Here is a 12,959-nt window from a genome sequence, read left to right as displayed (position 1 = left end):
CCGAGAATCTAAGGAACCCACCAGTGACCGTTGCCGCGGATGATCGTCCAGCCGCCCGGGATGTCGGTCCACGCCGAGACGTCACCCGATCCGGTGCGGATGGGCCCGGTGTCCAACGGTCCGGGGAACGCGACGCCCCCGACCTGGGTGGTGTTGTTGAACCAGTTGATGGCGCAGTTACACCAGTTGTTGAGGGAGAAGTCGGTCAATCCTGGGAGTGCGGGATCGACCCGTACGAAGATCGGTTGGTTGATGAACACCTGATCGAGCCGCCATTCGAGAACCCCGGCAGGATCGAAGCCGACGGTTGGGCTGATCTCGCCTGCAGGTACGAAGCGTGCCGGTGCGGCTTGCGCGGTAGCCGATCCCATCAGCGAGGCGACGAGGACGAACAGGAGGGAGAACAGGGCAGCTGCGCTGCTGCGGCCGCGTCGCTCGGTCATCGGTGGTGCCTCTCGCAGGGGGTGAACTTCCGCGATGATGTTACCCGAGCTCAGGACCACCCGCCTGACGGTAGCCTCGGTGTAGTGAAAACTTCGAGGGTCCTCTCAGGGTGTGTCGCGTCGGCATTCGTCTTCGCGTCTCTGATCGGCTGTTCGTCGCCGGAACCCGAACAAGCTCCGGCGCCGGTGGCGAACCAGGTGACGGTGAAAGACCGCACCTACTCGCCTTCGAGCATCACCGTCGGCGTCGGCGATACGGTGACCTGGTTGTTCGACGACGGCGGCATGACGCACGACGTCGTCGCCGATGACAAGTCCTTCCGTAGCCCGCTGATGACCTCGAATACGTTCACCCACACGTTCACCGAGCCGGGAACGTACACGTATCACTGCACCCCGCATCCGGACATGATGGGAACCGTTGTCGTTCAGGGCTGAGTTGTAGTAGTCGGTCGGATGACCTCGGCTCGCATCACCGATATCGTGGAACAGGTGATCTCACTCGACCTGCGTAGGGGGACCAGAGCGCCGCTCGCTGTCGGAGCTCTCGCCGTCGCGGCCGGGGCATTGTTGTACGTCCGGGACCCGCGGACCTCGACGTATCTCCCGTGCCCGATCCATGCCGTCACCGGGTTGTGGTGTCCAGGGTGTGGCACGACGCGGGCCCTCGGTGACCTGGTGCACGGTGACCTGCAGTCCGCCCTGACGACGAACGCGCTGGCCGTCGTACTCGTCGCTGTGGGTGTCGTGGTGTGGGGCGTGTGGCTGCGCGCCCGTGCGCGCGGTAGGGCCTTCGGCATCAGACGTCCGCCGACGTGGTTGTTCGTCGCGAGTGTCGCCGTCGTGGTGGTGTTCACGATTCTGCGCAACATCCCGGCCGGCAGTTGGCTCGCGCCGGCGTCATAGTTGTCCGCTCTTGGTCTTCCCGAAGGAGTAAGCGCATGTGGCTCGAAGTGTTTTCGGTTGTGGTTCTCATAGGGGCACTGGTGGTGCTCATTCCGACTGCTCGGCGCGTGTTCAAGAAGGGTGAGGACGAATAGCGATTTCATGTAGGGGTGTGGGGACGAAGCCTCGAATTGGGCGGAGAAGCTTCGGCATCTAGTATTTATGTTGTGTCTATCCCCGCATCGAACCCCGCATCGGCATCGGAGCAGGCTTACCTGACCGTCAAGGAGCTCATCGTCACCGGTGAACTTCCCGGCGGAGAGCTGGTCAGCGAAGGTGACATCGCCGGACGCATGGACGTGAGCCGGACTCCGGTTCGCGAGGCGTTCCTCCGACTTCAGGTCGAAGGATGGATGCGCCTCTATCCCAAGCGAGGGGCACTCGTCGTGCCGATCGCGCCCGGCGAGGCCGAACATATCGTCTCGGCACGTTGGATCGTCGAGACGGCCAGCGTTCGCTCTGTCGTCCGTGACGAACGGGCCCGAACCGAACTTCTTGCTGATCTCCGCAGCAACCTCGAGCGCCAACGTGGCCTTGTCGAGACGGGCACCGCAGCCGAATTCAGCGCTGCCGACGCAGACTTTCACCGGCTGATAGTGCGTGCAGGCGGCAACCCACTTCTCGACGAGTTCTACACCGGTCTTCGCGAGCGTCAGCGACGGATGACGGCGCATTCGCTCATCCGCGATCCCGGACAGATCTCGCGGATCGTCGACGATCACGCCGAGCTCACCGACTTGATCGAAGCAGGCGATGTCGACGGTTTCGCTGATGCGGTCGAGCAACATATGAACCGGGTGCATGGATTGACCGAGGGTGGTCGGAAATGACCGCACTCTCCACCGGGTCGAACGTCACCAAGGTCGGTACTGCTCGTTGGCTACTCGTCGCGGCAGGTATGTTCGCCGTCGCGTGGGGCGGAAACGAATTCACCCCACTTCTGGTGATGTACCGGCTCGAGCACGGCTTCTCCGCCGTCACGGTCGATTTGTTTCTGTTCGCGTATGTCATCGGGATAGTGCCCGCGCTGCTCATCTGCGGGCCGCTGTCCGACCGGCTGGGTCGACGGCCGGTGATGTTGCCCGCGACGGCCGTGGCCGCTGCCGGATCGATTCTCATCTCGCTCGGCGCAGACAGTGCAGGCGTGTTGTTCAGCGGCCGGGTTCTCAGCGGAGTCGCCCTCGGTATCGGGATGGCCGTCGGAGGCAGTTGGGTGAAAGAGCTTACCGCCCTGGACCCTTCGGCCGCAGCCGGCGCGGGAGCACGTCGCGCAGCGATGAGTTTGACCGCAGGTTTCGCGCTCGGTGCAGGCGTCGCGGGCATTCTGGCCCAGTGGGCGCCTTGGCCGACGCACCTCGCGTACCTCGTTCATGTGAGTATCTGCGTCCTCGCGGGAATCGGTATGGCTTCGGTGCCGGAGACGCGTGCTGCCGTGCCGGCTGCCGATCGTGAACCGCTTCGCAAAGATCTGTTGATCCCTGCAGCGTCGCATCGCAGATTTCTGCTGGTCGTCGTTCCGTTGGCGCCGTGGGTGTTCGGTGCCGCGAGTGTCGCGTACGCGGTGCTGCCGTCGTTGATGGCCGACAGTAGTGGGGGTTACCCCATCGCACTATCGGCACTGATGTCGGTGATCGCGCTCGGCTCCGGCTTCGCCATCCAGGCGGTCGGCCGCAAGATCGACACTCCGACCCACGCCAGAGGAGCACTCGTTGCGCTCGCCATTCTGGTAGTCGGGATGTTGCTCGCAGCGTGGGCGGCGTCGGTATTGACGATCGCCGCCGCTCTCATCGCAGCGGCAGTGCTCGGTTGCGGTTATGGCATGGCGTTGGTCTCCGGATTGCAAGAGGTGCAACGTATTGCCGGCCCTGATGATCTCGCCGGACTGACCGCTGTGTTTTATTCACTCACGTACCTGGGGTTCGCGATTCCGGCGATTCTGTCTGCGCTCACCGAGCAGTGGCCAGGGGTCGTGACCTATCCGGCCATCTTCGTCTTCGGTTCGGTTGTCGCCGCGCTTTGCTGGGTGTTCATTCGCGCTCGTTCGACGGCGCACCTTCCCTGAGTTTCGTGAGCGGGGTCCGGCAATTTACTCCCCCATTCGGAATCCGTACCCCCTGCAGGGGGTACGGATTCCGAATAGCGGAGTAAATTTGGGCCGCCGGAGCCTACGAAAGCGCTGGAGCCTACGGAAGCGCCGGCAGCTCCGCCTGATAGAGCCAGCTGTCCCAGAGGGTTCGCGGGCAACCGAAGCGCGAGGCCAGGTCGATGAAGTCCTGGCTCGATACCGTCGAATAGCGGTAATCTTTGGTCCACAGCTGAATCAGTGCGAAGAACCGCTCGTCACCGACGGTTCGCCGCAGTGAATGCAGTGCCAGCGCGCCACGTTTGTAGACCCGATCATCGAACAGTTTGGCCTTGCCTGGATCGCCGAGTATCAGATCCTTCGGCAAAGTCTGCTGTAAGGCGTATGCGCGCTGTGCCTTGTCGTGAGCGCTTGCGCCACCGGAGTTTTCGACCCAGATCCATTCGGAGTAGCACGCGAAGCCTTCGTGGAGCCAGATGTCCGCCCAGGTTCCGAGCGTGAGGCTGTTGCCGAACCACTGGTGCGCAAGCTCGTGTGCGACAAGGCGTTCGGAGCGTCGATCACCCGAACAATGGTTGGCGCCGAAGATCGAAATGCCTTGCGCCTCGATTGGAATTTCCAGTTCGTCATCGGTGACGACAACGGTGTAGGCGGAGAACGGGTACGGGCCGTACAGGCGTACGAAGGTCTCCATCATCTGGGCTTGACGGCCGAAATCGTGATCGTAGTGCCGACGCAGCCGTGGAGGAATGATCGCCTCTATCGGTACGGGCTCGGTGCTGGTGACGCGCTTTTCGTAATGACCTATCTGAATGGTGGCAAGGTACGTCGCCATCGGCTCGGGTTGCTCGTACACCCAGGTCGTGCGGCTCGCCCGAGTCTGCTTGCGCACCAAAGTTCCGTTGGCCACCGCGTAGTAGGGCGAGTCGGTGGTGATCGTGATGCCGAAGCTCGCTTTGGATCCAGGATGGTCGTCGCAGGGAAACCAGGACGCGGCACCGTTGGGTTGGCTCGCGACGATGGCGCCTTCGGCGAGTTCGTCCCAGCCGACTTCACCCCAGAAACTGTTGATGGGCTTGGGGATTCCGCCGTAGTGCACGGTGACGACGAGCGCCCCACCCGAGAGGATCGGTTTTGCCATGGTGATCTTCAACTTGCCGCGCTGGCGTGAGAACTTCACCGAGCGGGACCCGTTGACCGACACCTTGGACACCCGAAGTGCAGGCCCGAGATCGAGCGCGAACTTGGCGATGGTCGCGGTGGTGATGGCAGTGATCTGCGCTGTTCCTGTCAATCGATTGCTGTCGACCTTGTACTCGAGATCCAACTCGTACCGCGAGACCCGATATCCGCGGTTGCCGCTCTCGGGCAGGTACGGGTCGATCGGCGCATCGTTGGCGTCGAGGTCGAACATCGGAGTCACCGTCTTCGAACCAGGTTTCACAGGGTCGCCTCGGCCGCCGCAGTGATCCGGCGGTACGGATCGCCCTTTGCCCACGGCGCGATCGGGTTACCTTGCCAACGCGTGTGCGCAGGCACGGTGTCGCCGCGCATCACCAGCGACGCCGGCCCGACGGTCGCGCCTTCGCCGATTCCAGCGGCAGGCAGTGCGACGCAATGCTGCCCCAGTGTGGCTCCTCGTCCGAGGGTGACGCTGTCCATGGACATGATCCGATCATGGAACAGGTGCGTCTGCACAACGCACCCACGGTTGACTGTGGCACCGTCGGCAAGTGTCACAAGATCGGCTTCCGGTAGCCAGTATGTTTCACACCAGACTCCGTGGCCGATGTCCGCGCCGAGCCAACGAAGCCACATGTTGAGCACTGCTGTGCCTTCTGCTGCACGCGCGAACCACGGGGCCGCGACGGTTTCGACGAACGTGTCGGACACTTCGTTGCGCCACACGAACGAGCTCCACAGTGGGTGTTCCACCTTGTCTATACGGCCGACCCAGGCCCACTTCGCCAGCGCGGACACCGCAGCGGCGACGGCACCGGCAATCAGCAGTACGACTCCGCTGAGTAGCGCGGCCAGCCAGTACCCATGACTGTCGGCCAGTGCGAACAGACCGAACAGTACTCCCAGGCCGATCGCGAATGTCACGACCACTGGAATCAGTCGGCAGGTCTCGACGAATGCCCGAGCGATCTTCAGCTTGGTCGGCGGATCGAACGTGCGCGAGGAGTCGGTCTTCCCGGAGGTGCGACGCAACCGCACGGGTGGGCTGCCGAGCCAGGACGATCCGGATTTCGCCTTGTCCGGGGTAGCCGACAGCACGGCGACGAGGCCGTTCTTCGGGACTGTGCGTCCCGGACCCGTCATGCCGGAGTTGCCGAGGAACGCCCGCTTGCCGACCTTGGCATCCCCGAGGTGCATCCAGCCGCCGCCGAGTTCGTAGCTGGCGATCATCGTGTCGTCGGCGAGGAATGCACCGTCGGCAACGGTGGTGAATTTCGGAATCATCAGCACTGTCGAGGCCTCGACGTCCTTGCCGATCTTGGCGCCGAGAAGTCGCAGCCATCCCGGCGTCAACAAGCTGGCGTAGAGCGGGAACAGGAAGGTGCGCGCGGAGTCCATGAGTCGTTCCGTTGCCCACACCTGAAAGCCGATTCGGCTGCGAACCGGGTGATAGCCCTCGGTCAGGCCGATGCTGCACAGACGCACCGCGGCCACCGTGATGAGCGCGAACGTCGCGAGGGAGACCATCGTGGCGACAGGTAGCAGCAGTACGCCGCGGCCGAGTGCGCCGAGCAACGTCGTCGCAGTATGCAGCCACCAACCCATCAGCACCAACGAGACGCCGATGGAGAAGATCGCCATACCCGACAGGAGCAGGGACGCGACGCCGTACGCCGCGATCCACCGGGTCGCGCGAGGTGGTGTTTCCTCGGGCCACGGGTGCTCGGCCTTGCCGATTTTCGTGGCTGGGGAGCCGGCCCACATCTGGCCGGCTTTGACCCGTCCGACGACGGCGGAACCGGCGGTCACGACGGCGTTCTTGCCGACCGAAGTGCCTGGTAGGAGCGTCGATCGTGCGCCGACGGTTGCCCCCGCACCGATCCTGATACCGCCGATGTAGACGATGTCACCGTCGATCCAGTGACCGGTGAGATCCACCTCGGGTTCGACCGAGCAGCCGTCGCCCAGCTCGAGCATTCCCGTCACGGGAGGCATGGTGTGCAGGTCGACGCCCTTGCCGATCTTCGCGCCGAGTGCTCGTGCGTAGTAGACCATCCACGGCGCGCCGGACAGGTTGGAGGCGCCGCTGGCGTCGGTGAGGCGCGTTGCCGTCCACAGGCGCAGATGCACGCTGCCGCCGCGGTCGTAGGCGCCGGGTTTCACTCCGGTCAGCAGCAGGCGTGAGCCGACGACCGAGATCGCCATCCGGCCGACCGGCGTGATGAACAGCAAGAACGCGACCAGGAGCCACCACCAGGACACCGTCGGCGCCCATGGCACGTCGGCGAACCACGACATGACGTTGGCGAGAATGCCGAGCCAGGTGACCCACTGCAGGCCGGTAAGCGTGGTCAGTGGCACCGTTGCGGCGATCTGGATCCACTGAGACCGGCGCGGCGTCGGGATCACTTCACGCGGCACGACGTCGACCGGCGGTGCGAGGTCGTCGAGCATGCGGGCAAGTGAGCCGAGCCGCGGATGGTCGTACAACTGCGCGACGGTGACCTCGGGAAAACGCTGACGAAGCGCTGTCACCAACTGCGCGGCGGACAACGATCCGCCACCGTTCTGGAAGAAGTCGGCGTTTTCGTCGGAGACCTGCGCGCCGAGAATTTCGGTCCACAGTTCGGCAACCCATCCTGCGGTTCCGCCGAGCTCCGACTGTTCGCCCATGCCGGGAAGTGGCCACGGGAGCGCGTTTCGATCCACCTTGCCCGACGTCCGCGTCGGTAGCTCGTCGACGAGGGTGAGCCGCGGAACGAGCGCCGACGGAAGTTGCTGGGCGAGCACCGTGCGCGCGGCGTCGAGATCGAAGTTCGGGTCGGTGCTGGACAGGTAACCGATGAGTACGGAGTTGCCCGCGCCGGTGGTGCGGATTGCCGCAGCAGCGCCGGCGACACCGGGGAGGGCCTGTAGCGCGTTGTCGATCTCGCCGAGTTCGATGCGTCGCCCGCCGAGCTTGATCTGATCGTCGGCGCGGCCCTGGAAAAGTAGACCCTCGAGCTGGAGTTCGACGAGGTCTCCGCTGCGGTACGCGCGCTCCCAGCCGAGCGTGGGCATGGGCGCGTACTTTTCGGCGTCCTTCTCGGGGTCTAGGTAGCGGGCGAGTCCGACACCCCCGATCACCAGTTCACCGACTTCGCCGACGGCTACGGGATTGCCTGCAGCATCGACGACTGCGAGATCCCAGCCGTCGAGCGGTAGCCCGATGCGCACCGGACCCTTGCCGTCCATGATCGATGCGCAGGCGACGACGGTCGCCTCGGTCGGACCGTAGGTGTTCCACACTTCACGCCCGTCCACGGCGAGACGCTCGGCCAACTCGGGCGGGCAGGCCTCGCCGCCGAAGATGAGCAACCGGACTGCTTCGAGGGCAACGGCAGGCCACAGGGCCGCCAGAGTGGGAACCGTCGATACGACGGTGATGTCGCGCGAGACGAGCCACGGACCCAGGTCCAGGCCGCTGCGCACGAGCGATCGCGGCGCGGGCACCAGTGCGGCGCCGTGACGCCAGGCGAGCCACATTTCCTCGCACGACGCGTCGAACGCCACGGACAGACCCGCCAGCACACGATCGCCGGGGCCGAGTGGATCGTCCTGCATGAACATGCGCGCTTCTGCATCGACGAAGGCCGCCGCGCTGCGGTGGCTCACGGCCACCCCCTTCGGGGTCCCGGTCGAACCGGAAGTGAAGATGATCCAGGCGTCGTCCTCGGTTGTCGGGGCGCCGACGTCCGAGGCGGGTGCTGTGTTCTTTTCGGCTGTACCGGCAACGATTCCGTTCGCGGTCACCACCGCAGTGACCTTGGCCTCGCCGAATACGAGTTCGGCGCGCTCGTCCGGGTCGTCTGCGTCGACGGGCACGTAGGCCGCGCCCGCGTTGAGAATCGACAGGATGGCGACGTACAGGGCGAAGGATCCCGAAGGCATTCGGATTCCGACGCGATCGCCGCGGCGAACACCGGCCCGATACAGCCACTGTGATCCCTCGTCGATATCTACGAGTAATTCGCTGTAGGACACCGCGACCGTGCCGTCGTCGATTGCGGGTGCGTCAGGGTATTGCTCTGCTGTGGCGCGGAGAATATCGATGAGCGTGCGCTGCTCGGGCGCGTGCTCGGAGCGCAAGAAGTCGGGGGGTACGTCGTTCGAAGGCAGTTCGGGGGCCGAATCCGATTGTGGTTGCACAGAAAACGGGGTGTCCTTCTTCTCGTTGGTTGCCGAATTGCGAGTGAACCTCGATGGTCGTTATCTCATGTTCGGGTGGCCGGAAGGTGAACGGAGGGATGGATCGTTGAGGCTCGACACCGCGCGAATTCTACTCGGGATACGGCCTCGGAGCGGCTGGAGACGCGATTTCCTACCGGAGGGGTTGACAACGTCGCAGACCGTTTGCCATCCTCTTCACAGGTCATGAGTACCAGCATCGAGCCCCGGCTTGCTGGTCGGCAACCCTCCTCCGCGGTGGGGTGCTCCGGGTGACGACCTGGCTGACGCCGGAATACCGGCGCGGCAAGCGCGGACTCGATCGTCCTTCTTCGATATTTCGGGTCCCTTGATGTACAAGGGGATATTTGTCATGACTGCTGTTCTCGAAAGCTCGTGCGCACCGTTCGCCGTGGTCAGTGGGGCAGACCTTCAGGTCCCGCTGGTCGACGGCACCACCTGCGCTTATGCGAATTTCGACTACGCCGCCAGTGCTCCTGCTCTAGCCGCGGTGACCGATCGGATCATCGAGTTGCTGCCCTACTACTCGAGTGTGCACCGCGGCGCGGGTTACGCCTCGCGCGTGTCGACGGCGGCGTACGAGAAGGCTCGCACGACTGTGTCGAATTTTGTAGTTGCACAGAGTGATTCGGTGACGATCTTCACCAGGAACACCACCGACTCGCTCAATCTGCTGGCGCAGTGCGTGCCCGGTGAGACAGTCGTCCTCGACATCGAGCACCACGCAAATCTATTGCCATGGCGGGACCGACGTGTCGTCGTTGCCGCCGACACCCTCGCGGAGACAGTGGCGCGCATCGAGGTCGAGCTCGCCACGAAACCTGCTGCGTTGCTTGCCATCACGGGCGCCTCGAATGTCACCGGTGAGGTGTTGCCCATTCGTGAACTCGCAAATCTGGCTCATCGGTACGGTGCACGCATACTCGTCGACGGCGCCCAGTTGGTACCGCATCGGCGGGTCGACATCAGCGACCTCGGCATCGACTACCTCGCCTTCTCCGGCCACAAGCTGTACGCCCCGCACGGCGCAGGTGTGCTCGTGGGTCGTCGCGATTGGCTCGATGCGGCTCAGCCGTACCTTGCGGGTGGCGGTGCTGTGCACAGTGTGAGCGTGGAATCCACTACCTGGGCGCGCTCGCCTGCGCGTCACGAAGCCGGCACGCCCAACGTCCTCGGCGTCGCCGCAGTGGCTGCGGCGTGCGAGGCGCTCACCGAGCACGAGAGGTTGGGATCCGTCGAGCACGAGCGTGCTTTGTCGGACCGATTGCGCGCCGGACTGACGGCAACCCCCGGCGTGCGCTTGCTCGAAGTGTGGACCGACTCTCCGGATACTGTGGGGATCGTCACATTCACGATCGACGGCTTCGGCCCCGGTGAGATCGCTGCCTACCTGTCGGCCGAGCATGGCATCGGTGTTCGAGACGGCAAATTCTGTGCGCACCCGCTTCTTGCGCGCCTCGGACATCCCGACGGGGCAGTGCGTGCGAGCCTCGGTCTGGGAAGCTCCAGCGCCGACGTCGATCGCCTGCTCGAAGCCATAACCAGGCTCGTGTACGAGGGTGCTTCGTGGACGTACGAGGAGAAAGAAGGATGGTGGAACCCGGTGCCAGATCCGCGTCCCTTCCCCGATCTCGTAGACGGGAAGGCAGGAGTCGGATCTCCCTGTGTTCCTGCCACGGTGCCGGTGAGTGCCCTCGGGGAGCCAGGTGCCGCTGAGTGGGACGAATCCCCATCGCCGGCTGAAGCGGTTAGCATCGGGATATGACAGCAATTGTCTTGTGGCGCAACCGTCGCTGGTACGACAGGTACGTCGATTTGTGCCGGACATCGTCCGGATCTTGTAGGCGCTCGGGTTAGACCCCATTCAGAAGCCGCATCCCTTGCCTCGTACGAAGGACACAATCGCATGTCGCACAGTTCAGATATCACCTCTGATCACCTCCACGCTCGCCCCATCCGGGTGGCCCTCGACCTGAATGGGCAGTGGACCGAGCTCACCGACTCGACTCCGACTTCGGAGATGGTGAGAATTCAGGCCGAAGACCTACGGGAAGCGCAGAATCTGCGTACTCGGCTACGCGCCGAGGCCGTCGAGTCGGGCAAGGTCGCCGACGATGTGGTCGTGTTCCTCGATATCGAGATTCACATTGCGGACGATGCGCGCACTGCCCGTCGAGAGTTTGCCGGACTCGACGCTCCGGTAGTTCCGGCCTCGATTCGTTATATCGGTACACCCGTCGGGCTGGCAGGTCTGATAGCCGATGTGAAAGCTGCTGACGTCGCCGATGGCGTCACCCTGATCTCGGTGGGTCCCCAAGAAGCGAATTTCGGCAAGGTCGCGTACGGCGTCGTGCCGTGGCTGGAAGATCGTGGCGTTGCGTTCTCGGCCTCGAACGTGGCGGGAGCCACCGGAGTTCGACCCGGCTCGCGAGTGCTCGCCTCGTAGCTCGCACTATTACTCGCGCCGCATCTGCCCTCAGGTCCCCGCGGCCTCTGCTGTCATGTCCCCGCGGCCTCTGCTGTCATGTCCCCGCAGCCTCTGCTGTCATGTCATGGACAGGGCAAGTCCGGCGGTGATGCGGAGCAGTTCCGAATAGGTCGTTCTGAAGATCGTGTTCGGATGCCCTGCAGCAGCCCATAATTCGGGGTATTCGGCCAATTGCTCGTCTATGTATGTGGGTAGATTCGTCGGGTGACCTACCGGTGCGATGCCTCCGATCGGTTGACCGGTGCAGTGCTTGACCAGATCGAGCGGAGCTTGCGACAACGTGCCCTCCAGTCGCTGGCCTGTCCGATCGAGGTTCACGCGGTGCGCACCGGAGACGAGCAGTAACACTGGGTCGTCGTCGAGCAGAAACACCAGGGACTTCACGATCGCGCCGACGTCGACGCCGAGAGATTCGGCGGCGGCGTCGGCGGTCACTGTCGGCACTGGCGCGGTGACGACCACCCCGTGATGTCCACGCGAGATCAGGACGTCCGCGACGTGGGCTGCGTTCGGGTGAAGAAGCCGGGGCATAGGGCAAGCGTATTGCCAATCGGCAGTCCGTGCTTCGTGCTAGGCGTGGACCGGGAGGTTTGCAGGTTTCTGTTGTGTGCGGTAGGTGAAGCCGAAGAACAGGGCGAGACCGACCACCGTGTAGAGGACGAGTGCCAGTGCGGGCTGCCCGAGGCCGTTGCCGGCGAAGTAGACAATGCTCCGAACGCCTTCGGTGCCGACTCCCGGTGTGATCCAGTGGCCGACGGCCGAATAGAACGCGGGAAGGATATTCGGACCGAATGCGCCTCCGGCGCTGGGGTTTCCGAGAATGACGAACACGATGATCGAGATCGGCACAGCGGCAACACCCACCGCAGCGCGTAGCCCGAGCGTGAACAGTGCCGTTGCCAGAACCACGGCCGTTCCCAGTAGCGCGAGTGGGAACCAGTGGCCGGTGAACGTTCCGAGAACATGCGTGGTGATGAACGCACCGAAGATGCCGGACAGGATCGAATAGCCGAGGAGTACCCCGAATTGAGTCGAAGCTTCGCGTAGCGACTTCGGTGCGCCGATGAGGAGTCCGATTGCCGCGGCGAGGAGGTACCCGCCGACTACCCAACCGACGGAGAGATAGAAGCCGGACAATCCGCGGTTGTCGTGGACGCCCACGGGAATGTCGTCGCGAACGACGAAGGTGCGGTTCTGGCTCTTGTCGATCTTGGTGAAGATCGCGTCGAGCGAGGTGGCAATGGAACTGCCTGCGGCGCTGGCGGTGATGAGTGTGTCCGTGCCCGTCGGGCTCAGAATGTAGGCGCCCAGCACCTCTCGGTTGCGGATCATCGCACGCGCGTCGCCCGTGCTGGCAGCGGTGCGGGCTTCGAGGGGAGTGCCTTCGATGGCGTTGAGCTTGTCGGCCGTATCGGCGTCCAGGCCGGCAGGGAGTCCTTGCGCGGCAACGATCACGATCGGAATTTCACGCGGGGTGGGCTGATGGAAAGCAGCTACGTAACTGAGGATGAAGCCGAGTTGGAGTATCAGCACTCCGGCCGCTAACCAGACAACCTTGCGCATGAATGTGAACTCCCCTGTCAAATGAATT

The 12,959-nt window shown here is 63.9% G+C and carries 11 protein-coding genes and 1 riboswitch; of the genes, 6 read left to right on the top strand and 5 right to left on the bottom strand.

Features of this window, described 5'->3' with window-relative positions; all coding sequences use genetic code 11:
* Positions 1–8 precede the first annotated feature (8 nt).
* Entirely contained in the window at positions 9–443 is a 435-nt protein-coding gene (locus H2510_RS18015; protein WP_186629661.1) for a hypothetical protein, read from the bottom strand.
* An 84-nt stretch (positions 444–527) separates the two neighbouring features.
* Between H2510_RS18015 and H2510_RS20935 the strand changes: the two genes are divergently transcribed.
* The 4 genes from H2510_RS20935 (at position 528) to H2510_RS17995 (ending at position 3,450) form a co-directional block, all read left to right on the top strand.
* Positions 528–881: a plastocyanin/azurin family copper-binding protein gene (locus tag H2510_RS20935; protein WP_186629660.1), complete on the top strand. Its 354-nt coding sequence runs from the start codon at positions 528–530 to the stop codon at positions 879–881.
* A gap of 18 nt (positions 882–899) precedes the next feature.
* Positions 900–1,349 (top strand): DUF2752 domain-containing protein, encoded by a 450-nt coding sequence (locus tag H2510_RS18005; RefSeq protein WP_186629659.1) that lies wholly within the window; start codon positions 900–902, stop codon positions 1,347–1,349.
* A gap of 206 nt (positions 1,350–1,555) precedes the next feature.
* Positions 1,556–2,218 (top strand): GntR family transcriptional regulator, encoded by a 663-nt coding sequence (locus H2510_RS18000; protein ID WP_315901416.1) that lies wholly within the window; start codon positions 1,556–1,558, stop codon positions 2,216–2,218.
* Positions 2,215–3,450: an MFS transporter gene (locus H2510_RS17995; RefSeq protein ID WP_186629658.1), complete on the top strand. Its 1,236-nt coding sequence runs from the start codon at positions 2,215–2,217 to the stop codon at positions 3,448–3,450. The genes H2510_RS18000 and H2510_RS17995 overlap by 4 nt, the downstream gene beginning before the upstream one ends.
* Before the next feature lie 121 nt (positions 3,451–3,571).
* Here H2510_RS17995 and H2510_RS17990 read toward each other — a convergent pair whose 3' ends face one another.
* Positions 3,572–4,885: a M1 family metallopeptidase gene (locus tag H2510_RS17990; RefSeq protein WP_186629726.1), complete on the bottom strand. Its 1,314-nt coding sequence runs from the start codon at positions 4,883–4,885 to the stop codon at positions 3,572–3,574.
* A 26-nt stretch (positions 4,886–4,911) separates the two neighbouring features.
* Complete coding sequence (locus tag H2510_RS17985; RefSeq protein WP_186629657.1) at positions 4,912–8,841, bottom strand: Pls/PosA family non-ribosomal peptide synthetase; 3,930 nt, start codon at positions 8,839–8,841, stop codon at positions 4,912–4,914.
* A 221-nt stretch (positions 8,842–9,062) separates the two neighbouring features.
* A riboswitch (SAM riboswitch) is annotated at positions 9,063–9,178 on the top strand.
* A gap of 54 nt (positions 9,179–9,232) precedes the next feature.
* Between H2510_RS17985 and H2510_RS17980 the strand changes: the two genes are divergently transcribed.
* Both H2510_RS17980 and H2510_RS17975 read left to right on the top strand, forming a co-directional pair.
* Positions 9,233–10,645 carry an aminotransferase class V-fold PLP-dependent enzyme gene (locus H2510_RS17980; RefSeq protein ID WP_186629656.1) on the top strand — a complete coding sequence of 471 codons (1,413 nt, stop codon included), beginning with the start codon at positions 9,233–9,235 and terminating at the stop codon, positions 10,643–10,645.
* 141 nt (positions 10,646–10,786) lie between these two features.
* The gene (locus tag H2510_RS17975) at positions 10,787–11,326 is read left to right on the top strand and encodes a hypothetical protein (RefSeq protein WP_186629655.1); all 540 of its coding nucleotides are present in this window, start codon (positions 10,787–10,789) and stop codon (positions 11,324–11,326) included.
* 99 nt (positions 11,327–11,425) lie between these two features.
* Here the strand turns inward: H2510_RS17975 and H2510_RS17970 are convergent, their stop codons facing one another.
* Both H2510_RS17970 and H2510_RS17965 read right to left on the bottom strand, forming a co-directional pair.
* Positions 11,426–11,899 carry a YbaK/EbsC family protein gene (locus tag H2510_RS17970; RefSeq protein WP_186629654.1) on the bottom strand — a complete coding sequence of 158 codons (474 nt, stop codon included), beginning with the start codon at positions 11,897–11,899 and terminating at the stop codon, positions 11,426–11,428.
* 39 nt (positions 11,900–11,938) lie between these two features.
* Positions 11,939–12,931, bottom strand: a complete 993-nt coding sequence (locus H2510_RS17965; protein ID WP_186629653.1) for a hypothetical protein — start codon at positions 12,929–12,931, stop codon at positions 11,939–11,941.
* Positions 12,932–12,959: the final 28 nt, after the last annotated feature.

Origin of the sequence: Rhodococcus sp. BP22 (assembly GCF_014281965.1) — a bacterium.
In the GTDB taxonomy this organism is placed as follows: domain Bacteria; phylum Actinomycetota; class Actinomycetes; order Mycobacteriales; family Mycobacteriaceae; genus Rhodococcoides.
Note: the sequence above shows the minus strand (reverse complement) of the source record. Positions and strands in the feature narration are given on the sequence as shown.

What these genes read in the sequence shown, in the direction of transcription:
- H2510_RS17975 (WP_186629655.1), top strand. Translation starts at nt 10,787, where the DNA reads ATGTCGCACAGTTCAGATATCACCTCTGATCACCTCCACGCTCGCCCC.
- H2510_RS18005 (WP_186629659.1), top strand. Translation starts at nt 900, where the DNA reads ATGACCTCGGCTCGCATCACCGATATCGTGGAACAGGTGATCTCACTC.
- H2510_RS17965 (WP_186629653.1), bottom strand. Translation starts at nt 12,931, where the DNA reads ATGCGCAAGGTTGTCTGGTTAGCGGCCGGAGTGCTGATACTCCAACTC.
- H2510_RS17990 (WP_186629726.1), bottom strand. Translation starts at nt 4,885, where the DNA reads ATGTTCGACCTCGACGCCAACGATGCGCCGATCGACCCGTACCTGCCC.
- H2510_RS18015 (WP_186629661.1), bottom strand. Translation starts at nt 443, where the DNA reads ATGACCGAGCGACGCGGCCGCAGCAGCGCAGCTGCCCTGTTCTCCCTC.
- H2510_RS17980 (WP_186629656.1), top strand. Translation starts at nt 9,233, where the DNA reads ATGACTGCTGTTCTCGAAAGCTCGTGCGCACCGTTCGCCGTGGTCAGT.
- H2510_RS17970 (WP_186629654.1), bottom strand. Translation starts at nt 11,899, where the DNA reads ATGCCCCGGCTTCTTCACCCGAACGCAGCCCACGTCGCGGACGTCCTG.
- H2510_RS17995 (WP_186629658.1), top strand. Translation starts at nt 2,215, where the DNA reads ATGACCGCACTCTCCACCGGGTCGAACGTCACCAAGGTCGGTACTGCT.